We start from the raw sequence: 26,490 nt of genomic DNA on the forward strand, positions 1-26,490 counted from the left end.
CATCATGTTTACCGCCGCGTGTTTATTTCACACAGCGCGAGCAGTGCTCACGTTCGATATGCTGGAAGAAGTCATTTCCTTTGTCATCCACCAGGATAAAGGCCGGGAAATTTTCGACCTCTATTTTCCAGATAGCTTCCATCCCCAGTTCGGCATACTCCACGCACTCCAGACTCTTGATGCTCTGCTGCGCCAGAACGGCAGCCGGACCACCAATGCTGCCTAAGTAAAAACCGCCGTGCTTGTGGCAGGCATCGGTGACCTGCTGGCTACGGTTACCTTTTGCCAGCATGACTTTGCTGCCGCCATGCGCCTGCAAAAGATCGACATACGAATCCATGCGGCCTGCCGTCGTCGGGCCCAGTGAGCCAGATGCGTAACCCTCCGGTGTTTTGGCCGGACCCGCATAATAGACAGGGTGATCTTTAATGTACTGCGGCAAGCCTTCGCCGTTATCAATGCGTTCTTTTAGTTTGGCATGGGCAATGTCACGCGCAACGATGATGGTCCCGGTCAGGGACAAACGTGTCGAAACCGGGTATTCCGAAAGCTGGGCAAGGATGTCATTCATCGGGCGATTCAGGTCGATGTGAACCACTTCGCCTTCACCTTGCTTGCGCAGTGCTTCAGGGATATAACGCCCAGGATTGGCTTCCAGTTTTTCAATCCAGATACCCTCGCGGTTGATTTTAGCTTTGATATTGCGGTCAGCGGAGCACGAAACCCCCATGCCAACCGGGCAGGATGCGCCGTGGCGAGGCAAACGCACTACGCGGATATCATGTGCAAAATATTTGCCGCCGAACTGTGCTCCCAGCCCAAGCTGCTGCGCCGCTTCCAGTAACTCCTGCTCAAGCTGAACATCACGGAACGCCTGACCATGCTCGTTACCTTCTGTAGGTAAACCATCATAGTAGTGAGTCGATGCCAGCTTGACGGTTTTCAGCGTACTTTCGGCAGAGGTGCCGCCAATGACAAAGGCGATATGGTAGGGAGGACAAGCCGCAGTACCCAGCGTACGCATTTTATCGACCAGATAATTTTTCAGCTTGCCGGGGCTGAGCAGTGCTTTGGTTTCCTGATACAAATAGGTTTTATTGGCGGAACCGCCGCCTTTGGCGATGCAAAGGAATTTGTATTCATCACCGTCCACGCTGTAGAGGTCAATCTGCGCCGGAAGATTGGTACCGGTGTTCACTTCTTTATACATATCCAGCGCGGCGTTTTGGGAGTAACGCAGGTTATCTTCAATATAGGTATTGTAGATACCTTGCGACAGCGCGGCTTCGTCACCGCCACCGGTCCACACTCGCTGGCCTTTTTTGCCCATGATGATGGCAGTGCCGGTGTCCTGGCAGGTTGGCAAGACACCTTTAGCGGCGATCTCGGAGTTTCGTAAGAACTGCAGAGCGACGTATTTATCGTTATCGCTGGCTTCAGGGTCAGCCAGAATTGACGCAACCTGCTGCTGGTGGGCCGGGCGCAACATAAAAGACGCATCATGAAAGGCCTGCTGGGCCAGCAGCGTCAATGCCTGTGGGTCCACTTTTAATATGGACTGGCCGTCAAACTCAGCCACGGAAACGTGGTCGGGGCTAAGCAAATAGTATTCGGTGTCCTCGTGGGCAAGAGGAAAGGGGTTCTGATAAAAAAAAGGTTTGTTCGACATAGTATCTCACTTAATGACGTGCTGGCTCCGTTAACGCAGGCTGACAGGAGCAACATCAAAGGCGAATGAGTTGTTTATTATGCTTGCCAGCCATAAGCACAGGCTGGCAAGTGTTGGCATGTTATCGTATGACGCGTCGAAATGCATTTGACACAATCAGAACATCCACACCATCCAGGGGTAGGCGATGAGCATCATAGCAATCAGGAAGATAGCGCCAAAGATGGTGCCCAGACGCCAGTAATCTTTCGTAGGTAAATAGCCGCTGCCGTAATAAATAGGGCTTGGGCCGGTACCGTAAGGGGTGATAATCCCCATCACACCCAGTGAAGTACACAGCATCAGGCAAAACACGGGCATGTTAATACCTGGAATGGAAGCTGCAATGGTTAACATCGCAGGCAGCAAGGCGGTCGTATGCGCGGTGGTACTGGCAAACAGGTAGTGCAGCAGGAAGAAGGCAATCAACAGCACCACAGCCGACACTTGAGGATCGTATCCCTGCAGTAACATTCCCCCTTCTTTGCCTAGCCAGGCGATAAAGCCTACGCGGGCTAAACCATCGGCCAGCGCAACCAGTGTGGCAAACCAGGCAAAGGTGTTCCAGGCGGCTTTATTGCTGGTGATGTCGTTCCAGTTAAGTACCCCGGTCCACAGCATCAGGATAATCACCAGCAGAGCGGCCATGGCCGGTTCGATCCAGGCAGTGGCAAAAATCCACATCAGTAGCGCACAGACAACAAACACCAGTAACAGGATTTCATTACGGGTCAACTTACCCAGTTTTTCCAGCTCAGCAATCGCCCAGCGAGGCACTTCATCATTCACCTTCACTTCAGGCGGATAGAACCAGTACGCCAGCAGCGGCATGGTCAGAATCAACAGCAGGCCCAGTGGCAAAAAGGCAAGGAACCACATTCCCCAGGAGATATCAAAACCAATGACGCTTTTGACCAGCGCAAGGGCGAGCAGGTTGGGGGCCAGGGCGGACAGGAACATGGAGCTGGTGATACAGGCAGCGGTGATAGCAACCCACATCAGATAAGATCCAATTTTACGCGCGCTGGGGTCATTGGGTTTTGAACCATAAAGCGGCGGCAGATTGGCAATGATGGGATAAATGGTACCGCCACTGCGGGCCGTGTTCGACGGGGTGAAAGGGGCCAGCAGCAAATCCGCGAAGGTGATGGCATAGCCGAGGGTTAAACTCCGGCGGCCCAGGTATTTCACCAGAATCAATGCCAGACGGCGGCCGAACTGGGTCTTGTCATAGCCCGCAGCGAACATGAATGCGCCAAAAATCAGCCAGACGGTTGAGTTACCGAAGCCGCTGACCGCCCATTTAAATGACTCACTTGCCACTTTAAATTTGGGGTTGGCCAGTTCTGCCGGGCTAAAGAGCAGGAACTGGCTGAACAGGGCGATGACGACGACGCCGGTCAGACCAATCACTGCGCCGGGCAAGGGTTCAAAAATCAGCCCGACGATGACGCCGACGAAGATGGCAAAGAAGTGCCATGCATAAGGTTCAAGACCCGCTGGCACGGGGACCAGTAACAACAGGACGGCGACCAAAACCGGCAAAAGAAGCATAAGTGCTTTATTTTTGCCCGCAGCTGCAGGGGCTGCTTTTGGAGGCTCTTTGACGTTTGAGAGTGTTTTCATAGTATTTTTCTACGTGTTAAGGATAATTCGAGCAGCGTCCCGGCAATTCGTCCACAGGGGTTTTTTTATTCTAAATTATGAGAATAAACCGTGATGCCTTATAATTCTTTAACTTGTCCTCTGGTGCGATGGAGGCATTTATAAAAGATCATGTGGATATGATGCGATTAATTAAAAACAGAATATTGATCCAGATCAAGTAAGTTAAAATATACGATTAAATTTTTAACAACTAAATTATTAATAACCTAGAGCCAAATATTTAAACTGCAAGAATAAGGGTTTTAAGCTTCACTTAGGGAAGGGCGAGCAACAAAATTATATGTTTAAGCTATTGTTTTTATTGTAGTATTTTTAATTTCCCAATTCTCATTGATTTTCTTTAACTATTGATTAACAATAAATATACATCACGATCCTGCTTTAATCAAATAGTAAACCTGAAATATTTAAAAGTTAAAAAACTAAAATTAAAACTTATGAAACTAAAATAATTGGTATATTAGCGTTATGACATCGGACCACTTATTTATTAATAAAAAAAGCGTCCGCACAGAATTCCCGAGTTTTGAATTTTTGGAGTTAATCGCAATGAATACACTCACCCCCATTCTCAATCCCATTACGTTGCCGCGTGGCGCAGTTTTAAAAAATCGCCTGATCATGGCACCCATGACAACCTGCACCGGTTTTTATGACGGAACGGTCACCAGTGAACTGGTTGAATATTATCGTGCCCGTGCTGGCAGCATCGGAACGGTCATTGTTGAATGCTGTTTTATCGATCCAAAAGGTCCCGCGTTTCCAGGGGCTATAGCCATCGACAGCGACAACAAAATTCCGGGCCTAAAGCGAATTGCTGACGCCATCAAGCAGGAAGGTTCGACAGCGATTTTGCAGATCTATCACGGCGGCCGCATGGTTGAGCCTGAGCTGATAGGGGGGAAAACCCCTGTCGCCCCAAGCGCCATTGCCGCACCTCGTGAGGGTGCCACGACGCCGCGCGCGCTAACGGCAGAAGAAGTGGATACCATGATCACTAAATTTGGTGACGCCGTTAACCGCGCCATTAAAGCCGGATTTGATGGCGTTGAAATTCATGGCGCAAACACCTATCTGATACAGCAATTTTACTCACCCAATTCCAATCAACGCGATGACAAATGGGGCGGCAGTCGCGATAACCGTGCCCGCTTTCCGCTGGAAGTTCTCGAAATTACCCATAAAATGGCCGCTCGATTTGCACATAACGGGTTCATCATCGGCTACCGTTTTTCCCCTGAAGAACTTGAAGTCCCGGGCATCCGTTTCGATGACACCCTGTACCTACTGGAAAAGCTGGCGGCACGCGGGCTCGATTATGTCCACTTTTCTGTTGGGCAGCTTATGCGCCCCTCTATCGTTGATACCACCGATCCAACCCCGCTGATTGAGAAGTTTATTAACATGCGGTCCCCAACGCTGGCGAAAGTGCCGGTCATTGGCGTTGGCGGTGTGGTAAACAAAGAAGATGCGGAAAAAGCACTGGAAAAAGGCTATGACCTGGTTGCGATAGGTAAAGCCTGCATCGCTTATCCCGACTGGACAGATCGCATTATCAATAATGAGCATCTTGAACTTTACATCGACAGTAACCAGCGTGAAGCGTTGTTGATCCCTGAACCGCTGTGGCGTTTCTCGCTGGTTGACGCCATGATTCGCGATATGAGTGAGTCGGGACGCAAATACAAAGCCGGTGTTTATCAGGAAAAAGTTGAGGCCGAAGCGCTTAAGCTGAAGATCAACGTCACGCTGGATACCGACCGTATTACAGATATCTCGCTGGTACCGGACGACACGCTGGACGTTGACTTCACTACCACCTTCGAAAGCCTGCGTAATCGTATTCTGGTGGCTAACAGCCCACACGTTGATGCTATCACCGGCGCGACCACGCAGAGTGAGGCCCTGAAAAAAGCAGTATCGCGTGCAATGACCACTTCAAATAAAGCCCATGTGATTGAAGAGGGCGGTAATCCCAATGCACCGCAACAGTATGATGTGGTGGTCGTGGGAAGCGGCGGTGCCGGTCTGGCCGCGGCCATTCAGGCGCATGATGAAGGTGCCAAAGTGGTTGTCATTGAGAAAATGCCCACTATCGGCGGTAACACGATCAAAGCATCCGTAGGGATGAACGCCGCCGAGACGCGTTTTCAGAAACTGAAAGGTATCGAAGACAGCAAAGAACTGTTTTATGAGGAAACGCTCAAGGGCGGTAAGTACAAAAACAACCCGACCCTGCTGCGCGAGTTCGTTGATTTGGCGCCTGAAGCCATTGACTGGCTGGCCGATCACGGTATCGAACTGAATGACATCACCATCACCGGCGGCATGAGCATTGATCGTACGCACCGTCCTGCCGACCGCTCGGCCGTTGGCGGCTTCCTGATCAGTGGGTTAGTGAAAAATATCAATAACCGTAATATTGACGTCCTGCTTGAAACCGCCGTAGAGGAAATTTTGTTCGACAACGGCGCGGTCAGCGGTGTCAAAGTGGTGGATGAATACAACGACAGCCGTATTCTCAATGCGAAAAGCGTCATCGTCGCAACAGGTGGCTTCAGCGCCAACCGGGAAATGGTGGTGAAATACCGCCCTGAGCTGGATGGCTTTGTCACCACCAACCATAAAGGGGCCACTGGCGCAGGCATTGCGATGCTGCAAAAAATTGGTGCGGATACCGTGGATATGGGCGAGATTCAGATTCACCCAACGGTTGAGCAAACCACATCCTATCTGGTGTCAGAGTCTATTCGTGGCGGTGGGGCCATTCTGGTCAGCCAGGCGGGACAGCGCTTCTGTAATGAGATGGAAACCCGCGATAAAGTTTCTGCGCAGATTATTGCACTGCCGGAGAAAAGCGCCTGGATTGTCTTCGATGAGCAGGTTCGTATGAATAACAAAGCGGCCGATGAGTATATTGCCAAAGGATTTGTCATCAGCGCGCCAACCGTAGGCGAGCTGGCGGTGAAACTGAATATGGAACACCGGACGCTGGAAGAAACGCTGCATCGCTATAACGGCTTTGTGATACAGCAGAAAGACGCGGACTTCGATCGTCAGACCGCGCTGCGTCATCCGTTGAACGAGGGCCCTTTCCATGCGATCCGCATCGCGCCCGGTGTTCACCACACAATGGGTGGCGTCACCATTGATACCACCACAGCCGTGCTCGACAGCCATAAACAGCCAATCCACGGTGCCTGGGCGTGCGGTGAAGTTGTCGGCGGGATCCACGGTGCAAACCGTATCGGTGGTAACGCGGTTGCGGACATCATCATCTTTGGTATTCTGGCAGGTGCCAACGCTGCGGCGTTAGCCAAACGCTAGTCGTCACCGCCGGCATCTGGCCGCATGCAGGTGCCGGTTTTATTCCCTCCCAGAGCGGTGTCGCTTATGCAAACCGAGTCGCAAGTCTGTGCTTATTCCGCCGTCCTGATGGGATCGCCCATTCTGCTTAAGCTATTCGAGCACGACGAAAAGCTTGCGGCACAGGCTTTCAGATTAATCAAACAGTACGAAAATCTGCTGACGGTTAACCGGACGCACTCCGAAGTGATGGCGATTAACCATGCTGCCGGTCAGCATCCCGTGAGCGTCAGTCAACCCGTCTTTGATTTAATTCAGCGCGCACTTAACGTCAGTCTGTTACCAGACAGCAGTTTTAATCTCACGATTGGCCCGCTGGTGAAATGCTGGAAAATTGGCTTTCAGGGTGACTGCGTTCCTGCGCGGGAGACAATACTGGCAACGTTGCCCTTAACCTGTCCTGAAAATGTCCAGCTTGATGCGGACACGCGTTCGGTGTTTCTGAACAAAACGGGGATGGAAATTGATCTGGGCGCCATCGCCAAAGGCTACATTGCCGATCGGGTGCAGGCTTTTTTGCAGCAGCAGGGCGTCGATAGTGCGTTGATTAACCTTGGCGGCAACGTGCAAACGTTAGGCGCACCTCGTGATGCGCCGCAGCAGGGATGGGCAATTGGTCTGAAAACCCCTTTTGCGGCCCAGGATGCCCTGATTGGTGTCATTCATGTTGTGAACAAATCCGTGGTGACGTCCGGGATCTACGAACGTTACTTCGAACAGGATGGCGTCTGTTATCACCATATTCTTGACAGACATACCGGCTATCCGCTGGATAATGAGCTGTATAGCGTGACCATTATTTCCGACCAGTCGATCGACGGTGATATTTATACCACGCTGATTTATGGCATGGGCGTTGAGAAGGGCATTGCGTATCTGAAAAGCCATCCTGATATTGAGGCTGTCTTCGTGACGCGCGACAAGCAGGTCATTTGCTCGTCACAACGTCACTTTCACTTCACCTTACTGGATAACCGCTTTCAGCTCCGTCATTGACAGTACTGGCGTAAAAGCGTGTGGTACTCCGGCTGCAGACGATAGCGATACACCGGACGTCCCGTGACGCCGTAGTGAATACTGGTAAACAAAATATTGCTCTGCGCCAGCCAAATCAGGTATTTACGGCACGATACGCGAGAAATATTCACCTCAGTGGCCAGCTCATCGGTAGAAAACTCGGTACCGGGGTGCGCATCAATCCACAAACACAGCGTGCGTAATGTCTGTGGCGTCAGCCCTTTTGGCAGGCGTTTTGTCTCGCTGGCATTGGCCTGATTACCATGCAGCAGTTGATCCACATCGGCCTGCTGATAAAACTGATGATTATCCATCAGCCGTTTTTTCTGACGCCATCCGGTCAGCGCCTCTTCAAAGCGGGAAAACTGAAAGGGTTTTATCAGATAATCCACAACGCCGTAGTTCAGCGACGTTTTAATGGTCGCCGCATCGGCAGCGGATGAGATGATAATGACGTCAACCGGACGCCCCGCACTGCGCAGCTCTGGCAACAGGTCCAGTCCGTTTTCCTGCTGCATATAGATATCCAGCAAAATAAGATCAACGGGCGGATCTGTCTGCAACAGGCGCTCTTTGGCTTGCTGTAAGGTGGACGCGGTACCACAGCAGGTAAAACCGTCAATCTGCCCGATATAGCATCGGTTCAGTTCGGCCACCATGGCATCATCGTCTACGACTAACACATTGATCATTCGCTAATATTCCCTCTTTCCCACGGAAGCTGAACCAGAAACTGGGTATAAACGCCCGGTTCTGATTCCACGCTGACGTTACCGCCCAGACTTTCCGTTTGTTGCTTGAGTAAAAACAGTCCAACGCCACGATCTTCACCTTTAGTAGAGACGCCGCGTTCGAAAATGACGGCGAGCTGATCGGCAGGAATACCGGGGCCATCGTCACTGACCTCGCACGACAGCCAGCCGTTTTGATAATGCAGCATGACATGGATTTCCCCTTCCATTTCCGGATCAAGCGCTTCCAGCGCGTTTTCAATCAGATTGCCCAGTACCGTGATAAGTGCTGCGATTTGCTGTTCACTGCCGTTGTCGGGCAGATAGCTGGCTTCGCTCAGGATCAGCTGGTGGCCTTCATCTGTTACGCGGTTAATTTTGCTCAACAGGAAGCCTGCAATAACAGGCGACTTAATCTTCTGTAGCAGCGAACCTATTTCCGTTTGATAGTTATTGGCCGTTTTAAGGATGTACTCTTCCATCTGCGCATAGTTTTTCATGTGCAGCAGACCAAGAATCACATGCAGCTTGTTCATGAATTCATGGGATCGCTCCCGCAGTGCATCGACATAGTTTACCATGCCGTCGAGACGCTGCATTAGCTGGCTGATTTCTGTTTTATCCCTGAATGTGCTCACTGCCCCAATAATACTGTCACGACTGCGCACCGGCACGGTGTTACTGATCAGTATTTTGCCGCGTACGTTGAGCTCTTCGTCATAAGAGGCTTTGCCTTCGTGCAATGCATCGCGTAAATGCGTCAGCATCTGTGCATTTTCCGGCACGCGGTCACCGCTCAGAAATGCTTCGCGGGTGGTTTCTTTTAACAGCTGCTGCGCAGCCTGATTAATCAGGCTGACGCGGGATTGATCGTCAACCGCAATTACACCTTCTTTAATCGAATCGAGAATAGCCTGACGCTCTTCAAACAAGCTGGAAATCTCATACGGCTCTAATCCCAGTAAGATGTGCTTTAAGCGTTTCACTAAGATTAATATGCCGAGCATGCCAACCAGCCCGCCAAACAGCACGGTCCAGAGAATATTCCAGCGGCTTTTCGCAATTTGCGCCGCGACGTCATTCACCGAGATCCCAATTGCCACCACGCCAATTTGCTGATGCGCCTGATTGAAAACGGGCGTAAATACCCTGAGCGCCTCAACCAGTACGCCATGATTCACCGCGACATTCTCCCTGCCGCGTAACGCCGGTTTAATATCGTCCCCGACAAAGTGCTGATTAACCACTTCAGGGTTCGGGTGAGAGAAGCGAATACCGCGCATGTCGGTGACGACGACAAACAGCAAATCGTTACGTTTTCGCGTTGCCTGCGCGATCGGCTGAATGATGGTGCTTCCGTCTGGCCGCGTCAGGGCCTGCTGAATCTCCGGGCTGTCGGCCAGAGTGCGCGCCACCGCCATCGCTTTATCTTTCAAATGCGAACGGGTGAAGTTATCGATCTGAATGTAATAAAGCAGATGGACGCTTAATATTACGGTCATCAGCACGGCCGCCATCATCAATGACGACAGGGTGCTGAGCTTCATTGGGCGCTTCTTTAATGATCGTTGTGGCCGGGAGTCATTCATAGTCAGCATCAGATGTGTTGAGGTACGCGTTGCAACATACGCGAAGTCGTGGCACCAGTACAGTTTGCGCCTGAAATCCAGTAAATTAAGCAGGTTAGCGTGCTTTTAACCGTGGATATCTGGCATGATGACGGACAACGCCTGTAAATCATACTGACAGCATGGCAGGTAAATCAGAGAGTGCTGGACAAAATGTATGTGTGAATCGACATATTCGTTTTCGCGCCGGTAAGCATTACGCCAGGTTGCGCTTGCAGAGTCAGGACAGATGAAGAAAAAAAACAGTACACCCACGCCTCACGATGCCACCTTCCGCCAGTTTCTTACGCAGCCAGAGATTGCGCGTGATTTTATGGAATTGCACCTGCCTGCGGAATTACGGGCCGTGTGCGATCTCAGCACGTTAAAACTCGAATCCGGATCTTTCGTTGAAGATGATCTTCGCCAATATTTCAGCGACGTGTTGTACAGCCTGAAAACCGCACAAGGCGATGACGGCTATGTTCACGTCCTGATCGAACATCAGTCCTCACCGGATAAGCACATGGCATTCAGGCTGCTGCGTTATGCCGTGGCGGCGATGCAGCGCCACCTTGAAGCCGGCCATAAAAAATTGCCGCTGGTCATCCCTGTCTTGTTCTATACCGGGAAACGTCGTCCTTATCCTTATTCCACGCGCTGGCTGGATGAATTTACCGATCCTGCGCTGGCCAACCGGCTCTATAGCACGGCTTTTCCGCTGGTGGATGTCACGATTATTCCTGACGAGGAGATTGCAGAGCACCGCAGTATGGCCGCGTTAACCCTGCTTCAGAAACATATCCACCAGCGCGATTTAGCGGAGTTGGTTGATAAGCTTGTCCCGGTCTTACTGGCGGGCTATCTTTCTTCATCACAGGTCGTATCGCTGATACACTATATCGTGCAGGCGGGAGAAACCGCCGACGCCGAAGCATTGGTAAGAGAACTGGCACATCGCGTGCCACAACACGGAGACGCACTGATGACCATTGCGCAGCAACTCGAACAAAAAGGCATGGAAAAAGGCATGGAAAAAGGCATCCAACTGGGTCGCGAAGAAGGCCGCTCAGAGGGAGAGCGCGAAGCGACGCTGAAAATCGCCCGCACTATGCTTCAAAGCGGTCTTGACCGTGAGACGGTTATGAAGATGACCGGCCTGAGTGAAGACGAACTGGCGCTGATTCGCCACTAATCCATGTCCCTGAAGGCTTATCGTTCAGGGACATCAGGTTGCGTGTACTGCCCATACTTTTTCGTCAACCGCCTCATCCTGTTCCGTACATGTTAATGCACGTTTGCCGCAGTAAATAACCCCACTTTCCGGTCAGGCGCCGCCATTTCCGTTTATTCATCGCCACAGAGAATATTTGTGTTAGGGCATTGTATATTTCGAAACGCCCCTTTATTGTGTGGTTAAAATATATCGATAACAAAGTTAATCTTTTGTAACTAAATTAACTGCAAAATCCTGTCTTTTAATTTTTTAACTATTTTCATATTAACTACGAAATAACAATATTTTAAAGTTTCGGAACTTTTTTTAACTAGTTCTCCACGAAATCGTAGATCCCTAATGATTAAATCAACTAAATTTGTACCTGCACTGTCGCTTGCAGCGTTACTCGTTTCTTCAGTGACCCACGCTGAAAATTCACCAGAAAAAACAGATGTTCTGCTGATTGGCGGCGGTATCATGAGCGCCTCTCTGGGCACCCTGCTGGAAGAGCTGCAACCGGGCTGGAAACAGATCATGGTTGAGAAACTTGATGGCGTAGCGCTGGAATCTTCTAACGGCTGGAACAACGCCGGTACCGGCCACTCAGCCAACATGGAACTGAACTACACGCCAGAGCGTGCAGACGGTTCTATTGACGTGACCAAAGCGCTGGAAATCAACGAAGCCTTCATGATTTCTCGTCAGTTCTGGAGCTCTCAGGTTAAAGACGGCGTGTTAAATAATCCGCGTTCGTTCATTAACTCAACGCCGCACATGAGCTTTGTCTGGGGCGATAACGTTGATTATCTGACGAAACGCTATGCCGCACTGCAGAAAACTGTGCTGTTCCAAGGCATGAAGTTCTCAACCGATCACAAGCAGATCGCGCAGTGGGCGCCGCTGGTTATGGAAGGTCGCGATCCACAACAAAAAGTGGCTGCTACCTGGACGCCAGTAGGAACCGACGTTAACTATGGTGAAATCACCCGTCAGTTAATTGGCAGCCTGAAGAAGAACGATAATTTCCGCCTGGAAACCTCTTCGGAAGTGACCGATTTTAAACGTAACAGTGATAATTCCTGGCACGTTACCATTAAAGACGCCAAAAATGGCGGCGAACGTACCGTAGACGCGAAATACGTCTTTATCGGTGCAGGTGGCGGTGCGCTTAAACTGCTGCAAAAAACCGGTATTCCGGAAGCCGACAATTACGCAGGTTTCCCGGTAGGGGGATCCTTCCTGGTGACAGAGAATAGCGCGATTGCCGATCGCCATCTGGCAAAAGTGTATGGTCAGGCTTCCGTGGGTGCGCCACCGATGTCGGTTCCGCATCTGGATACCCGTTACCTTGATGGTAAGCGTGTCGTGCTGTTTGGACCTTTCGCAACGTTCTCAACCAAGTTCCTGAAAAATGGTTCGTTATTTGATTTACTGAGCACAACGACCACCCACAATTTTATGCCGATGACCCACGTAGGCATGGATAACTTTGACCTGGTCAAATACCTGATCGGTCAGGTTATGTTGAGCGATGATGACCGTTTTGCCGCGCTGAAAGAGTACTATCCTGAAGCGAAGAAAGAAGACTGGAAACTGATTCAGGCCGGTCAGCGCGTGCAGATCATCAAAAAGGATGCAGATAAAGGCGGCGTGCTGAAACTGGGTACGGAAATTGTGACCGATCAGCAGAAAACCGTTGCCGCATTGCTGGGTGCATCGCCTGGCGCATCCACGGCTGCACCTATCGCGATCAATGTGATGCAGAAACTGTTCCCTGAACAATTCAAGTCAGCAGAATGGCAGGAAAAAATCCGTAAAATCGTTCCTGCTTACGGCCAGAAACTGAACGACAACCCTGCGCTCACGCAGCAGGTCTGGGATGAAACGGCAGCAACGCTGCAGCTGACCAAGCCGCCGGTTATTCAGATGGGCAATCAGCCAACTGAAGCGCCCGCTGCTAACAGCGAAAAAGCCCCAGTCTCGGCGAAGCACGATATGGCGCTGTAATACAGTCATCTGAACGAAACTAAGCCCGCGCCATCTGTGACGCGGGCTTTTTTTTGTTTAGAAGGGCGTTAACACGTTTTCAGGTTTTATCTTCGCGCCAGTTAGCCCAGGGATCATCACTGGCTGGGGGCGCAGAATCCGGCTGAGATTCACTCAGCGAAGCCAGATAGAGCGCTTCCACTTCTGCCCGCGCCCACGGCGTACGGCGTAAAAACTTCAGGCTGGACTTCACGCTGGGGTCGTTTTTAAAACAGTTAATATTGATGCGCTTACTCAGTTCAGGCCAGCCATACTGTGCGACAAGGCTGTTGACCTGCATTTCAAGCGTAACGCCATGCAGGGGATCTTTAGAGGCGTGAACGGTCATAGTCTTTCCGATAAATGCGGTAAAAAACCGATCCTGCAGTATGGTGCCTCAGGGTGCAAGCGCTGACTGAACATATTCGCTGTCTGTTCTGAAAATCTGCTGCACGCATTCCTGGACTATCTGAGCGCGCTGTATCATTTCACTCTCTGCGCCTCACCGACTTCGGGAACAAAACAGACGAAGCGCACCTTTCGCCTTCCCCCGGTCACTGCCGGACCCGTTACTCACAACGATCTACCCGGCAGGAATAACATCCCTGCCTGGCGTTATGGACCTGGATATAGCGCACCGTCGGGTGGCTAAAAAAGTGCGTTATCATTTCGTCTGCTGCTTTTCCTTCGCAGACGTCTGCCTGGATCAGTAAATCTTGCGCATCAAAGCCCCGTAACGAAAGAAGCCGGTGCGTCATGACCGGGGGTAATGCATTAATGTAAATGCCCTGTTGGGTACAGTGCTCCCAGAGGTAGATCGCATGAGAACCATAATAAGGCGTTCGGGCCGGTTGATAGAGATGATTAATCAGCAGCGCGGTTTCACCCGCCGGGATATCACGCAGTGAAATTCTGTCGGGATAGCCAGGAGCGTTTTCTACTTTCAGCCTCATTACGCCATGTTGTTTTAAATAGCGCTCGTTCTGTCCGTAAAGGTGAGTGAAAGCATCGGCTTTCAGGCCTGAGATTTGATAGGTCATTGTGATCCTCCGGTTATCAACAGAAGGACGATAACGTTTCTGCGTCAGCCGTTCTCGCTGTTTTCGGCCACGGAGATGATCACACCGGTGCTGCGCGATATCCCATAGGTGCTGCGCTTTTTCTTCGCCCTTCAGAGACCTGCAAACGGCAAGTCCATCAACGCCGTGACGTCCAAACAGATGATAACCTGTTGATTAAAGGGGCAGGGAGGCATTCAGAGGGAGGGTGCAGCGGACTCATGCGCCAGCAGCATGGGAAATAAAAGCGCTATGCCGGTGACACTGTCACCGGCATGATAAAGCACTTAGCGTAATGACTGGGCTGTTTTCTCAAGCAGTGCCAGCAGGACGGTAATATCTTCCAGCGTCACGGTTGGATTTAACAACGTCATTTTCAGACAGGTAACGCCGTTATGCTCGGTCACGCCAACGTTGGCGCGACCTGATTCCAGCAGAGCATCGCCAATACGCTGATTGAACAGCGCAACGTCGGCATCGCTCCACTCCGCCATCTGTTGTGGACGATAACGGAACAGGACGCTCGCCAGTTGAGGTTTCATAACCAGTTCCAGCGCGTCGTGCTGCTCAACAAACTGCGCCACCTGCTGAGCCAGCGTTACGCCATGGTCGATAATGGCGGCGTACTGCTTCTGACCGAGGGCTTCCAGTCCCATCCACAGTTTCAGCGCATCAAAACGACGGGTGGTCTGCAACGATTTCGAAACCAGATTCGGCACGCCCTGTGCTTCATCAAACTCAGAGTTCAGGTATGCCGCCTGATAGCGCATCAGCTCATAGTGACGGGCTTCTTTTAACAGAAAAGCACCGCAGCTGATGGTCTGGAAAAACTGTTTGTGGAAGTCCAGCGTAACGGAATCCACCAGGTCCAGCCCGTCCAGATAATGACGATACTTCTCTGACAGCAGCAATGCACCGCCCCAGGCCGCGTCAACGTGCACCCAGATTTTCTGCTCTGCGGCCAGTTTGACGATATCACGCAGCGGATCGATAGCACCGGCGTCGGTGGTGCCTGCTGTCGCGACAATGGCCAGCACCTGTTCATCATTGGCTTTCGCCTGTGCCAGTTTGTCAGCCAGATCGGTCATGTCCATGCGTGCAAACTCATCGCATTTCACTAACGTCACGGACTGGTAGCCCAGGCCGAGGAGTGCCATGTTCTTCTGCACGGAGAAGTGGGCATTCTCTGAACAAAAGACTTTGATCTTTCTGAGATCGCCGATCAGTCCGTCCTGCTGAACAGAATGGCCCTGACGGGCAAAGAAGGCATCACGCGCCAGCATCAGCCCCATCAGATTGCTCTGGGTGCCGCCGCTGGTGAACACACCAGCATCGCCTGCCTGATAACCCACCTGTGAACGCAGCCATTCAATCAGCTTCATTTCAATCAGGGTGGCAGAAGGCGCCTGATCCCAGGAATCCATACTCTGGTTCGTCGCGTTAATTAGCACCTCGGCAGCCTGGCTAATGACCAGACTCGGGCAGTGCAAATGCGCCACACACTGTGGGTGATGGACCGACAGACTGTCTTTCAGGAAATACTCAATCGCGCGCTCAATGGCGGCCTGGTTGCCCAGGCCCTCGGGATTAAAGTCCAGTTGGATACGTTCGCGCAGTTCAGCAACTGTTTTACCCTGATACATTTCAGGCTGTTCCAGCCACTTAACCACTGCCGCACTGCTTTGTGCGATAGCCTGCTGGTAAGCCTCAGTGCTTTGCACTGAGGACGCCAGAATCGGATTTGACCGTGACATCGAATTTACTCCACTCAAACTGCTTCGACGCCAGCGGCAAGCAGGGCGCTTTCGAACTTATCCAGGAAAATCTGCATTTCGTCATGATTGATCAACAGGGAAGGCAGCAGACGCAATACGCAACCGTGACGTCCCCCGCGCTCAAGGATCAGACCGTTTTCAAAGCATTTCTTCTGTACCAGAGCCGATAAATCGCCATCGGCCGGGTAGCAGCCCATATGATCCTGCGCTTCGTTCGGCTTGACCATTTCAATACCGATCATCAGGCCAAGACCGCGAACGTTACCGATGGCAGGATAACGTTTCTGCAGTTCGGCAAGTTTGCCTTTCAGCCACTCACCTTTTTCAGCGACGCTGCCAGCGATGTTGTTTTCTTTCAGCAGCTTCAGCGTGGTCAGGCCGGTTGCCATGGCCAGTTGGTTGCCACGGAATGTCCCGGTGTGGTGGCCAGGTGACCAGGCATCAAACTGCTTTTTGATCCCCAGCACGGCAAGCGGCAAACCGCCGCCGACGGCTTTTGACATTACAATGATATCGGGCTCAATACCGGCATGCTCGAACGCAAAGAATTTACCAGTGCGGGCAAAACCTGCCTGAACTTCATCCAGAATCAGCAGAATACCGTGTTCCTGGGTAACTTTACGGATGCGCTGCAGCCATTCAGCCGGGGCAGGGTTCACGCCGCCTTCACCCTGAACCGCTTCAAGGATCACGGCCGCAGGTTTACGCACACCACTTTCAACGTCGTTGATCAGGTTTTCGAAGTAGTAGGTCAGCGCTTTTACGCCCGCGTCACCACCAATGCCCAGCGGGCAACGGTACAGGTGCGGATAAGGCATAAACTGCACTTCAGGCATCATGCCGTTAACGGCTTCTTTCGGTGACAGGTTACCGGTGACAGAAAGCGCACCGTGCGTCATGCCGTGATAACCCCCGGAGAAGCTGATCACCCCTGAACGGCCTGTATGCTTCTTCGCCAGCTTGATAGCGGCTTCAACGGCATCCGCGCCGGAAGGACCGGTGAATTGCAGGCAGTATTCTTTGCCCTGACCCGGTAACAGGGAGAGCAGGTATTCTGAAAACGCATCTTTGAGTGGCGTGGTCAGATCCAGAGTATGTAACGGCAAGCCGCTGGTAATGACATTTTGGATGCTTTGCAGTACGTCAGGGTGATTATGACCTAACGCAAGCGTTCCGGCACCGGCAAGACAGTCAAGATACTGTTTGTTCTCGACGTCTGTGATCCAGACACCATTAGCTTTCGCAATCGCTAATGGTAATTTACGCGGATAACTTCGAACATTTGATTCAAACTCGGCCTGGCGGGCCAGATAAGACTCATTGTTACCGTTTAATGTATTCGCATTCAAACTATCAATACGGACTTTATCCGTCATCATATCTCTCCTACAACCGGGCGTGGCATCACGCTGCAGTTGGATAAGTGAATAAAATTTAGAGCTAGTGTTAAAAACGCGGCCAATATATTGGTTTTTATCACAGGACTCAATGATTAATTTTATGAGGATTTGTTAATGTATTTACTTTATAAACCAGCGACTTAGACCCAAATTAACGGCCAGGGCAGCCACTTTTATCAAAACCTGTAAACAATAAAGCGCCAAAAAACACCTGCTTATCGCATTTCAGCATCAGTCTGGGCGAGAAAAATAAACTGTGTTAGCAAGCGTTTCTGCGCGAATAAGCGATAAAATTTGAGATTAATCAAGCCACAAAATGTAAAGCGCGCGCCATTTGAATGACACATTTAAAGCGTACTGCACATCATTCGTATAACTTCTATTTAACATTTAATTAATGGCAATAAAGAAGAAAACGGCGCTTTACTGACTTCCCGCTCCGTTAACGCATAAATTGCACAAAGTGGTGAATGTCGGCCAACGCCTGCTCAATTCGCGCGGGTGAAGACGTAATACTCAGCAGATCGGCGTAGCCGTTGAGTAAGGCGTTAAGCTGGCGTGCGCTGCGTGCCACATCATCCGTATGCAAGCACCCTTGTTCAACGCCTGCGCGAATAATCTTGCAGAGCAACGCATCCCAACCGGCGATAATCTTGTCGGCCAGTTCAGCGTAATCGGCATTATGGCTGGCCATTTGCCAGAAGGAAGCATAAAGCCGCCAGACTGAATCTGATGTGTCAGGAATGTGGCCTTCAATCATAGAGTGTAGTTGCTGCACAGGATCCAGCGCGGCCAGCTCAAGGGTGAAATCATCCAACTCGCGCTGCATAAAGTGCTCCAGCGCAGTCAGGGTGAGCGTGTGCCAGTCAGGAAAGTAGTGATAAATATGGCTGCGTGAAATACCCAGCGATTCCGTTAAGTCACGTGTCGTGGTTTTTTCAATTCCCTTCTCGATAAACAGCGCGATGGCGCCCGCAATAATCGTCTCTTTGCGTGTTTCTCCAGATGTTGCCGTTGATGCTTTCATTGTGACTCCTGGATTGACTTTGAGCAATCGCTCAAATACGATGCGCTGGCTATTGAGCGACCGCTCAATTTTAACCGTTTACCAAAAGAAAATCATGTGTTCTCACAAAACAATAACGCCGGAGACGGCGCCGCAAAATGCCATTGCCACCCTCAAGATGCTGGGACGTCGTCACAGTAAAAAGCTCGTTCTTACCCTGCTGTTAGTGGTGGCGGAAAACGTTACCTACCTGCTTTATCCGCTGTTAGCCGGGTTCGCCATTAACGCCATTGTCACCGGGCAGGCGCTTCATGCTGTGCTTTATGCGGTCATGGTCTTTGCAATGTGGGCACTAGGCGCCGCAAGACGCAGCGTTGATACCCGCACCTTCGCCCGTATTTATGCCGAACTGGCCGTGCCGGTTATCGTGGCACAACGTCACGAGAAGCAAAATGCTTCCACTATCGCCGCTCGCGTGACATTGTCACGTGAGTTTGTCGATTTTTTTGAGCTGCATCTGCCAACGCTGATCACCTCTCTGGCATCGATTAGCGGCGCAGCCATTATGCTTCTGGTAATTGAGTTCTGGACGGGCGTGGGCTGTCTGATCATTTTGTTGATACTTGCCTGCTTTCTGCCGGGCTTCTCGCGCAAGAACGAAGCGCTGTTTGGCCGTCTGAATAACCGGCTTGAAAAAGAGGTTAGCCTGGTCACCGTTGCCCAGGCACCCGCTCTGGCGAAACACTACGGCGTACTGGCGCGATTACGCATAGGGCTATCCGATCGCGAGGCGTTAGGTTTTATAACGATAGGTACAGCAGCGGCGCTGCTGTTTGCCTTTACCATCCTGTCCATGACCCGTAAAGGGATGGGTGACGCAGGGCACATCTATTCGGTCATGACCTATCTGTGGATGTTTGCCATGAGCCTGGATGATGGACCGCGATTGCTTGAAAAATATTCGCAATTGAAAGATATCGGCAAACGCGTCAATACGGGAAGCTAAGTTGAACCTGAGCAGCCGCAGGCAATCGTCTGACGCGGCCCATTTCTGCTGCTGAGCCGGGCAAACGCTACCTCGCTCACCGGACTGTCAGCGGAGACTTGTCACCAGCCATTGTGCAAGCTCATCCAGTTCGTGCTGCTGCAGCGGATAGTCCGTTTTCAACGTTTCTACATGCTGAGCCATAACGTCAGGCTGATAGGCTGCACCCTGTAAGCGGGAGGCCAGCACCTCCAGTGGCGCAGGGTTCAGGCTGTCGCTAAATATCTGACAGCGGCTAATGGCGCCCCGTTCAACATCAAAATGTATCTCCACGCCGCCCCATACAAAGCGATGATCCAGAAGATGCGAAAAGTCTGGCGCCTGGCCAAAATTCCACGCCCAACTGCTTTGACGGGCAAACTGTTGTTCAAAGCCCGGCAGATCCGGCAGGTTATCAGGAGAAATAACATCGGGTTCACCGCGAGTGGCAAAGTGTTCAAAACAGGCTTCCGTGATGGCATGGCAAAGGCGTTCGTAGCTGATATTGGGCACCAGCGTTTGCAGGTTTGTCACGCGTGCTCGCACGGAGGCGATGCCTTTCGCCTGTAACTTTTTCACGTCGGGATTGAGATAATCAGCCAGGCGCGACAGATCGGAATTAATTAGAACTGTGCCGTGATGAAAGCCACGGTCGGGCGTTTCGCGATAAGCAGAGCCGGATATTTTGCGCACGCCGTCACCGGTGTCGATCACCAGATCGTTTCGTCCTGAAGCCTGCGCATTGACGCCCAGCGTTGCCAGTGCCTGCAGGATGATAGCGGTTGAGACACTTTTATCGTAACCTGGCTTGCCCGCCATAAAGGTAAAGCAGCAGTTGCCCAGATCGTGAAACACCGCGCCGCCTCCACTGCTGCGTCGCGCCAGCTTAATACCGTCCTCTGCCATACGACGTGTATTGCACTCTTTCCACGGGTTCTGCGCCCGACCAATGACCACCGTTTCCGCATTACGCCACAAAAACAGTACGCGCTGGTTAGCCGGCATCTGGCGAAAAATACACTCTTCTACCGCCAGGTTAAACCAGGGATCGTTCGATTCTGATAACAGTAAACGTAATGGGGGCATGATCAACTCCGTTTGCTTGAGAACGTATGCCGCTGCAGCAGGGCAGAATGGCAGTTTACTTCACTCCGCTTCAAAGACAACGATCGCCCTCCATAGCCTGAAAATGCCACATGGGCCAGCGTGCTCTCAGTTCCGCTTTGTATCAAATTTGTTTAATATCGATTTAATATATTTATAACCCAAGCAACTATCTGGTTTATCCTCAGCGGATTGTTAACATTTAGTTAATTACCAGTGGATCATTGAGAAAGAGACGTTCATGATCCCGCAGACTGAAAGCGGCAGATGGCAGACTCACCAACCATTATGCTGTTGAATTGGCGCTTAACCAGCGGCTTCAGGTGCGAACGCGGCAGGGAATTGCTGTGAATCCTGGCCCAAATATTATGCGCGCTGCCAGCATAATAATCCGTATTACGCAGGCTGATTTGCTGCCAGCGACAGGTGGCTTTTACTGGAAGATATGATGAATCACTATTCACGCCGACGCGTGCTGAAGATGGTCGGTCTGGTTGCTGTAACCAGCGCTGCCGGACATCTGCTCCCTCTTGCTCGCCTCAACGCCGCCCAGCCCGATGCCCAGACAGATGAGCTGGATATCTTTATGCAGGTTTCTCAGCAGCTTACTCAGCAGGATGAACTTAACGAAACCGTGGGTGCTGCGCTGTATGACACGTTGAGTCAGACCCAAAAGAATTTCTCCTCTGCGCTTTTGCGTTTGAGTAACCTGCTGACCCATCAGCCCGATCTGTTGCAACAGGAACGCCTGCCGTTTGCTGAGAGTGACGCAGGTAGCGCGAAGCTGGCGGGCACTATCCTGAGCGGCTGGTACACCGGGGTTGTGGGCAAAGGCAAAAATGCACGCTACATCACCTACATAAACACGCTCGCGAATCAAATTGTGAATGACAAACTGGTACCGCCGAGCTTCTCCTATGGCGTCTGCGGCAGCTGGGCGAGTCAACCGTGATCCTTTTTATGAGTATTGTCATCAATGAAGAAGAATGAGTCGGCGGATGTCGTTGTGATAGGCGCGGGCGTAAATGGCGCTTTGCTGGCTACCCGACTGGCCAAAGCGGGTAAATCCGTTGTATTACTTGAGTCCGGGCCGAAAATTGGGCGCGATGAACTGGTCGAGCGCTTTCGCAGTTCCGCCTTTAAGTCTGACTTTATGTCACCTTATCCCTTTTCTCCCATGGCACCTCAGCCACGCTATACGCCTGAGCCTAATGATTATCTGCAACAGCTCGGTCCGCAGGCGTTTAATGCGCAATACATCCGTATTTTTGGCGGCACCAGCTGGCACTGGGCCGCTCAGCTGTGGCGCTTTGTGCCAAATGATTTTCAGCAGCATACCCTTTATGGCGTGGGCAAAGACTGGCCGATCGGCTATCAGGATTTGGAGCCCTATTACTATGAGGCGGAGGTCATTGCCGGCGTCGGCGGTTCACCTGATAACGGCTCGCCACGCAGTAAACCGTTTCCGATGGCGCGCGTGCCGGCTTCATGGCTTCAGCAACGCGTCACGGCCAGACTGGCACCTGACTTCACCGTGCTGGACGACAGCACGGGACGCAACAGTCGCAGTTACGATGGTCGCCCGGCCTGCTGCGGTAACAACAACTGTATGCCGGTGTGTCCGATTGATGCTCAGTATCACGGCGGTCTGGCCGCTCAGCAGGCTGAGGACACAGGCGTTCAGGTGATCACCGAGGCGGTCGTGTATAAGCTTGAGCATGACGCGCAGGGCAGGATTGTTGCCGCCCACTATTATGACTGGAATAAAACCAGCCATCGCATTACGGCACAGACATTTGTTCTGGCGGCCAATGCGATTGAAACGCCAAAGCTTTTACTGATGTCGACCAGCGATAAATTTCCGCACGGGATTGGCAATGCCCGTGACAATGTTGGTCGTAATCTCTGCGACCATCCCGCCATTGGCGTTACCTTCGACGTGGATGAAGAGATTTGGCCCGGACGCGGACCTGTCAGTCCCTGTTCAATAGGGCAGTTCAGAGACGGCGAATTCCGCCGCGAACATGCGCCATTCCGTCTGGATATCTCCAATGCATCACAGGTGGCGGCGGTGACGAAGGAAGTGCTGGAAGAGGGGTACTTTGGTAAAAAACTCCAGGAGCAGGTTCGTTTTCGTGCGGCCCGCCGACTGAGCATTAAAAATGCGCTGGAACAGCTCCCCAATCCCGATAACCGCGTGACCCTGAGCAGCAATAAAGATGCATTAGGATTACCCACGCCTGCGCTGTTCTGGGATGTGGATGACTATGTGCAGAAGGGCACGGAAAAAACGCGAGAGTGCTACGATGCGATAGCGGCAAAACTGGGTGCGACCAATATCCGACACAGCAAAAGCGGTAAATTTTCGAACCGTCAACATATCATCGGTACGTTGTCGATGGGACTCGATCCGGCAACCAGCGTAACCGATGTCTGGGGACGGGCGCACGATCATGAAAACCTGTTTATGGTCGGTACCGGCGTGATGCCAACGGTCGGCACCTGTAATGTCACGCTCACCGCCATGGCGCTTGCGCTGCGTACCGCTGATAAGATTTTGCAGGAGACGCAGCATGGGTAAGCGATTGAGCCGATTGCTGCCCGCCACGCTGCTAATGCTGACTGCAACTCAGAGTAGCGCGTGGGCGGAAAGCCAGACTGACCTCATAAAACGAGGGGAATATCTTGCTGTGGCTGGGGATTGTGCGGCCTGCCACACAGAGGAAGGCAAAGCGCCGTTCAGCGGCGGCCATGCCATCGGTAGCCCTTTAGGCATTATTTTTAGCACCAATATCACGCCCTCGAAAACAGCCGGTATTGGTCACTATACTGAAAAACAGTTTGCCGATGCGCTACGCAGGGGCATTCGTGCCGATGGCAGTCATTTGTATCCGGCTATGCCTTACACCGCCTATGCCAAAGTGAGTGATAGCGATGTGTCTGCGCTTTATGCTTACTTTATGCATGGTGTGAAAGCGGTCGATAGCCAGCCAGAAAAAACCGATTTGCCGTTTCCGTTTAATCTGCGCTTTAGTATGGCGGCGTGGAATTTCCTCTTCCTGGACACAAAACCCTTCAAGCCCGATCCCAGCCAGTCCGCGGAATGGAACAGGGGGGCTTACCTGGTCGAAGGGCTAACGCACTGCAGCACCTGCCATACGCCGCGCAATTTTTTGATGGCTGAGCAGCAGAGCAAATCGTTACAGGGCGCCTCTTTAGGGACGTGGTTTGCGCCTGACATCACCGCCAATACCTTACAGAGTGACGATCAGTGGTCACGGGAATCGCTGGCAGCTTATCTGGCGAGCGGTCACGCCGATAACGGTGCGACGGCAGCGGGGCCGATGCTTGAAGCGATAGACAAGAGTTTTTCGCGTATGACGCCGGAAGATCGGGCGGCCATAGCAACCTACCTGATGCCTGCCGCCGATCAGGAAGAAGGCGAGGCTGACGCGGATTCAGATGTTCAGGAACCGGCTAGCGGACTCACGCCGGTGACCGGAGATGATACGCCAGACATGCTGTCCGATTTAACGGATGGCGAGCGCGTATACCGCAACAACTGTGCCGCCTGCCATAACCTTGAGGGACAGGGCCTGAATGGTTTACCTGCCCTGAGTAAACATCCGATCCTGGAAAAGCCTACGGCCGATAACGTTGCCATGGCCGTGCTTGAAGGTGTCTGGCCCGCAAACGGTCAGGGCATGATTGGTTTTGCCCATACGCTGGATAATACGCAAATTGCCGACGTCACGAATTATGTCATGCAGGATATAGGCAACAGTGCCGTGCGCATTACCCCGGAACGGGTGAAATCACTGCGTCAGGGCGGCGAGCCGTCACTGCTTTTACCGATAGCCCGCGCAGGGTTGGCAGTAGTTGTGCTGACGATCGGACTGCTGCTGTTTTGGTGGTGGCGCCGCCGACGTTAACCTCTCCTTCTCCATGTCATGGATGACGTGGAGCGCTGCCTCGACATCTGCGCGTTCCCCGATACGCCCGACCGGTGAGGCTGGCACCATCAGCCTGCTATCAGAGCCTGCTGCCTGTACTCTGAACAGGCGCAAGGCGATGCCGGCGTTCCTGTCTTAATCTAAACTGAAAACAGCAGATATAAATGGCCTGTCAGGATGTTATTGATAACACGTTGTTTCTGATATGTTGCATTATCCCGTGGCGAGAGAAGGGTTAACCAGCATGGAATTACGTCGAAAAAAAGATGCGGCGATGATGCGCCTTTCACCACTGCTCAGAAGCATTACCCTGGCGGGAAGTTTATTGACGATTGGCGTTATTGTGATCAATGTCTGGACGCTTTACCAGGACTGGCAAAGAACGGTTCGTATCACTGAAGAACGCGCCATTGATCTTTCTTTGGCTCAGGCCCGTCAGGCCGAAGATACCTTTCTGCAAACGGAACTGTCGCTGCGTGAAGTCCAGCGTGAAATCGAGTCTCAGGCAGAGACGGGCGGAAATGTCTCAACCCTCAACGACATTATGCGGACGTTACAGAGCCGCCTGCCGCAGCTGGAGGGTATTTTCTATTACGATGCGCAGGGGCGATGGGTCGCCAGTTCGTTAATGCAGTCGTTTTCAGGAAATAACGCCGACCGTGAGTATTTCAGCTATCATCGCAACAATCCACGCAACAGCCTGCACGTGGGGCCTGCATTACGAAGCCGCAGTTCGGGCCGCTACGTTATTCCTGTTTCGCTGCGCGTCAGTGATACCTACCAGGGATTCCGTGGTGTACTCCTTGCCACGGTGAGCATCGATTACTTTCGTCACTACTACGATTATTTTGTTATTGGTCCCAAGGACTTACTGGCGCTGATGCTGGCAGACAGCACCGTGCTCTATGCTCGTCCTTTGTCGAACAGCTACATTGGTAAAAATCTCTCCTCCAGCCCGCTTTTTCACCAGCTGTTAGCCAATGCCGAACGCGGCAGCGGCCAGTGGAAAGCGAAGGTTGACGGCGTAACCCGCATTTTTGGTTTCGCCAGTTCAAGCCGTTACCCCTTGGTTGTCGCTGCAGGATTTGACAAAGAGGGGCTTTTGATTAGCTGGGCCGAAAGCCGGGTTCAGGGCGTAGTATTAAGCCTGGTGCTTCTGATGGCGATCATTCTGCTGTGGATGTTGATACGGCATGAGGCCAAACGTAGCTTACGCTATCAAATTGAATTAACCCATCTCAGGGATGAACTGACCGAAGCGAATCATTCACTGGAGAATCTGGCAAACGGCGATGGGCTTACGGGGCTGGCTAACCGCCGGTACTTTGACCACTTTCTGATAAAAAGCCTGCTGCACGGCCGCAGTAGCGGTGGGCAGGTATCATTAATCCTTTTCGATATCGATTATTTCAAACGCTACAACGATACCTACGGCCATGTCGCGGGTGACGCCTGTTTACAACAAGTAGGACGCTTACTGAAGACGTTTGCCCAGCGCCGCATCGATATCGCCGCACGCTATGGCGGAGAAGAATTTGCCATCGTGTTAGCCGACACCTGCGCCGCGGATGCGTTAAAAATAGCCTCAAGCGTGGTTGAGGCCGTCAGGAAGTTAGCGATACCGCACAGCTCGACAGGGCTGGAAACCGGGTGCGTCACGCTGAGTGCCGGCGTGGCAACAACGGTGGCAGGGGAAGGGCCAGAAAGGGCGGAACGATTAATTAAACGGGCGGATGAAGCGCTCTATCGTGCCAAACACGAGGGGCGAAACGGGGCAAGGGGTTAGCCTGTGAGAGTTGAGCCAGAGGGAAAGACATCGCCCGGGCATT

At 52.0% G+C, this 26,490-nt stretch carries 19 protein-coding genes; 9 read left to right on the top strand and 10 right to left on the bottom strand.

Going from position 1 to position 26,490, the window contains the following annotated elements; translation table 11 throughout:
• Positions 1-22: 22 nt before the first annotated feature.
• Together fumA and ACPXSQ_RS18520 are read right to left on the bottom strand one after the other, a co-directional pair.
• Positions 23-1,669 carry a class I fumarate hydratase FumA gene (gene fumA / locus ACPXSQ_RS18515; protein WP_210507880.1) on the bottom strand — a complete coding sequence of 549 codons (1,647 nt, stop codon included), beginning with the start codon at positions 1,667-1,669 and terminating at the stop codon, positions 23-25.
• Between the two features lie 156 nt (positions 1,670-1,825).
• Complete coding sequence (locus tag ACPXSQ_RS18520; protein WP_013027951.1) at positions 1,826-3,334, bottom strand: DASS family sodium-coupled anion symporter; 1,509 nt, start codon at positions 3,332-3,334, stop codon at positions 1,826-1,828.
• Between the two features lie 591 nt (positions 3,335-3,925).
• Between ACPXSQ_RS18520 and ACPXSQ_RS18525 the strand changes: the two genes are divergently transcribed.
• Complete coding sequence (locus ACPXSQ_RS18525; RefSeq protein WP_014333233.1) at positions 3,926-6,703, top strand: flavocytochrome c; 2,778 nt, start codon at positions 3,926-3,928, stop codon at positions 6,701-6,703.
• A gap of 66 nt (positions 6,704-6,769) precedes the next feature.
• Positions 6,770-7,738, top strand: a complete 969-nt coding sequence (locus ACPXSQ_RS18530) for an FAD:protein FMN transferase (protein ID WP_028716071.1) — start codon at positions 6,770-6,772, stop codon at positions 7,736-7,738.
• Here ACPXSQ_RS18530 and dcuR read toward each other — a convergent pair.
• Together dcuR and ACPXSQ_RS18540 are read right to left on the bottom strand one after the other, a co-directional pair.
• Positions 7,732-8,451, bottom strand: a complete 720-nt coding sequence (dcuR, locus tag ACPXSQ_RS18535) for a two-component system response regulator DcuR (protein WP_013027948.1) — start codon at positions 8,449-8,451, stop codon at positions 7,732-7,734. The genes ACPXSQ_RS18530 and dcuR overlap by 7 nt on opposite strands.
• Positions 8,448-10,079 carry a sensor histidine kinase gene (locus ACPXSQ_RS18540; protein WP_426144217.1) on the bottom strand — a complete coding sequence of 544 codons (1,632 nt, stop codon included), beginning with the start codon at positions 10,077-10,079 and terminating at the stop codon, positions 8,448-8,450. The genes dcuR and ACPXSQ_RS18540 overlap by 4 nt, the downstream gene beginning before the upstream one ends.
• Positions 10,080-10,347: 268 nt before the next feature.
• On the opposite strand from ACPXSQ_RS18540, the gene ACPXSQ_RS18545 reads away from it, so the two are divergent.
• Both ACPXSQ_RS18545 and mqo read left to right on the top strand, forming a co-directional pair.
• Positions 10,348-11,292 (top strand): Rpn family recombination-promoting nuclease/putative transposase, encoded by a 945-nt coding sequence (locus ACPXSQ_RS18545; protein ID WP_013027946.1) that lies wholly within the window; start codon positions 10,348-10,350, stop codon positions 11,290-11,292.
• 381 nt (positions 11,293-11,673) lie between these two features.
• Positions 11,674-13,323: a malate dehydrogenase (quinone) gene (gene mqo / locus ACPXSQ_RS18550; RefSeq protein ID WP_013027945.1), complete on the top strand. Its 1,650-nt coding sequence runs from the start codon at positions 11,674-11,676 to the stop codon at positions 13,321-13,323.
• 79 nt (positions 13,324-13,402) lie between these two features.
• Here the strand turns inward: mqo and ACPXSQ_RS18555 are convergent, their stop codons facing one another.
• From ACPXSQ_RS18555 to ACPXSQ_RS18575, 5 genes are all read right to left on the bottom strand, one after another.
• Positions 13,403-13,690, bottom strand: coding sequence for a VF530 family DNA-binding protein (locus ACPXSQ_RS18555; RefSeq protein ID WP_014333227.1), 288 nt, complete (start codon positions 13,688-13,690; stop codon positions 13,403-13,405).
• A 220-nt stretch (positions 13,691-13,910) separates the two neighbouring features.
• On the bottom strand, positions 13,911-14,381 hold the full coding sequence (locus ACPXSQ_RS18560; RefSeq protein WP_019105907.1) for a DUF1203 domain-containing protein: 471 nt from the start codon (positions 14,379-14,381) through the stop codon (positions 13,911-13,913).
• Between the two features lie 305 nt (positions 14,382-14,686).
• Positions 14,687-16,153: a pyridoxal phosphate-dependent decarboxylase family protein gene (locus tag ACPXSQ_RS18565; RefSeq protein ID WP_426144218.1), complete on the bottom strand. Its 1,467-nt coding sequence runs from the start codon at positions 16,151-16,153 to the stop codon at positions 14,687-14,689.
• Between the two features lie 14 nt (positions 16,154-16,167).
• Positions 16,168-17,550, bottom strand: coding sequence for a diaminobutyrate--2-oxoglutarate transaminase (locus ACPXSQ_RS18570; RefSeq protein WP_426144234.1), 1,383 nt, complete (start codon positions 17,548-17,550; stop codon positions 16,168-16,170).
• A gap of 466 nt (positions 17,551-18,016) precedes the next feature.
• A complete protein-coding gene (locus tag ACPXSQ_RS18575; protein WP_014333223.1) occupies positions 18,017-18,601 on the bottom strand; it encodes a TetR/AcrR family transcriptional regulator in 585 nt (194 codons plus the stop codon).
• 94 nt (positions 18,602-18,695) lie between these two features.
• On the opposite strand from ACPXSQ_RS18575, the gene ACPXSQ_RS18580 reads away from it, so the two are divergent.
• On the top strand, positions 18,696-19,586 hold the full coding sequence (locus ACPXSQ_RS18580; protein ID WP_029571378.1) for an ABC transporter six-transmembrane domain-containing protein: 891 nt from the start codon (positions 18,696-18,698) through the stop codon (positions 19,584-19,586).
• Between the two features lie 87 nt (positions 19,587-19,673).
• Here the strand turns inward: ACPXSQ_RS18580 and ACPXSQ_RS18585 are convergent, their stop codons facing one another.
• Positions 19,674-20,690, bottom strand: a complete 1,017-nt coding sequence (locus ACPXSQ_RS18585) for a lipoate--protein ligase A (RefSeq protein ID WP_426144219.1) — start codon at positions 20,688-20,690, stop codon at positions 19,674-19,676.
• 466 nt (positions 20,691-21,156) lie between these two features.
• Between ACPXSQ_RS18585 and ACPXSQ_RS18590 the strand changes: the two genes are divergently transcribed.
• The 4 genes from ACPXSQ_RS18590 (at position 21,157) to ACPXSQ_RS18605 (ending at position 26,447) form a co-directional block, all read left to right on the top strand.
• Positions 21,157-21,660, top strand: a complete 504-nt coding sequence (locus ACPXSQ_RS18590; RefSeq protein WP_014604669.1) for a sugar dehydrogenase complex small subunit — start codon at positions 21,157-21,159, stop codon at positions 21,658-21,660.
• A 24-nt stretch (positions 21,661-21,684) separates the two neighbouring features.
• Positions 21,685-23,289 carry a GMC family oxidoreductase gene (locus tag ACPXSQ_RS18595; protein WP_022622847.1) on the top strand — a complete coding sequence of 535 codons (1,605 nt, stop codon included), beginning with the start codon at positions 21,685-21,687 and terminating at the stop codon, positions 23,287-23,289.
• On the top strand, positions 23,282-24,640 hold the full coding sequence (locus ACPXSQ_RS18600) for a c-type cytochrome (protein ID WP_014333217.1): 1,359 nt from the start codon (positions 23,282-23,284) through the stop codon (positions 24,638-24,640). The genes ACPXSQ_RS18595 and ACPXSQ_RS18600 overlap by 8 nt, the downstream gene beginning before the upstream one ends.
• A 265-nt stretch (positions 24,641-24,905) precedes the next feature.
• A complete protein-coding gene (locus ACPXSQ_RS18605) occupies positions 24,906-26,447 on the top strand; it encodes a diguanylate cyclase (RefSeq protein ID WP_426144220.1) in 1,542 nt (513 codons plus the stop codon).
• Positions 26,448-26,490 lie beyond the last annotated feature (43 nt).

It is taken from the genome of Pantoea sp. EEL5, assembly GCF_049892805.1.
In the GTDB taxonomy this organism is placed as follows: Bacteria; Pseudomonadota; Gammaproteobacteria; order Enterobacterales; family Enterobacteriaceae; genus Pantoea; species Pantoea ananatis.

Excerpts from the sequence above, each read along its gene's own strand:
- mqo (WP_013027945.1), top strand. The coding sequence starts at position 11,674 with ATGATTAAATCAACTAAATTTGTACCTGCACTGTCGCTTGCAGCGTTA.
- ACPXSQ_RS18540 (WP_426144217.1), bottom strand. The coding sequence starts at position 10,079 with ATGAATGACTCCCGGCCACAACGATCATTAAAGAAGCGCCCAATGAAG.
- ACPXSQ_RS18560 (WP_019105907.1), bottom strand. The coding sequence starts at position 14,381 with ATGACCTATCAAATCTCAGGCCTGAAAGCCGATGCTTTCACTCACCTT.
- ACPXSQ_RS18605 (WP_426144220.1), top strand. The coding sequence starts at position 24,906 with ATGGAATTACGTCGAAAAAAAGATGCGGCGATGATGCGCCTTTCACCA.
- ACPXSQ_RS18520 (WP_013027951.1), bottom strand. The coding sequence starts at position 3,334 with ATGAAAACACTCTCAAACGTCAAAGAGCCTCCAAAAGCAGCCCCTGCA.
- ACPXSQ_RS18570 (WP_426144234.1), bottom strand. The coding sequence starts at position 17,550 with ATGACGGATAAAGTCCGTATTGATAGTTTGAATGCGAATACATTAAAC.
- ACPXSQ_RS18575 (WP_014333223.1), bottom strand. The coding sequence starts at position 18,601 with ATGAAAGCATCAACGGCAACATCTGGAGAAACACGCAAAGAGACGATT.
- ACPXSQ_RS18555 (WP_014333227.1), bottom strand. The coding sequence starts at position 13,690 with ATGACCGTTCACGCCTCTAAAGATCCCCTGCATGGCGTTACGCTTGAA.
- ACPXSQ_RS18545 (WP_013027946.1), top strand. The coding sequence starts at position 10,348 with ATGAAGAAAAAAAACAGTACACCCACGCCTCACGATGCCACCTTCCGC.
- ACPXSQ_RS18585 (WP_426144219.1), bottom strand. The coding sequence starts at position 20,690 with ATGCCCCCATTACGTTTACTGTTATCAGAATCGAACGATCCCTGGTTT.
- dcuR (WP_013027948.1), bottom strand. The coding sequence starts at position 8,451 with ATGATCAATGTGTTAGTCGTAGACGATGATGCCATGGTGGCCGAACTG.
- ACPXSQ_RS18565 (WP_426144218.1), bottom strand. The coding sequence starts at position 16,153 with ATGTCACGGTCAAATCCGATTCTGGCGTCCTCAGTGCAAAGCACTGAG.
- ACPXSQ_RS18525 (WP_014333233.1), top strand. The coding sequence starts at position 3,926 with ATGAATACACTCACCCCCATTCTCAATCCCATTACGTTGCCGCGTGGC.
- ACPXSQ_RS18580 (WP_029571378.1), top strand. The coding sequence starts at position 18,696 with ATGTGTTCTCACAAAACAATAACGCCGGAGACGGCGCCGCAAAATGCC.
- ACPXSQ_RS18600 (WP_014333217.1), top strand. The coding sequence starts at position 23,282 with ATGGGTAAGCGATTGAGCCGATTGCTGCCCGCCACGCTGCTAATGCTG.
- fumA (WP_210507880.1), bottom strand. The coding sequence starts at position 1,669 with ATGTCGAACAAACCTTTTTTTTATCAGAACCCCTTTCCTCTTGCCCAC.
- ACPXSQ_RS18530 (WP_028716071.1), top strand. The coding sequence starts at position 6,770 with ATGCAAACCGAGTCGCAAGTCTGTGCTTATTCCGCCGTCCTGATGGGA.
- ACPXSQ_RS18590 (WP_014604669.1), top strand. The coding sequence starts at position 21,157 with ATGAATCACTATTCACGCCGACGCGTGCTGAAGATGGTCGGTCTGGTT.
- ACPXSQ_RS18595 (WP_022622847.1), top strand. The coding sequence starts at position 21,685 with ATGAAGAAGAATGAGTCGGCGGATGTCGTTGTGATAGGCGCGGGCGTA.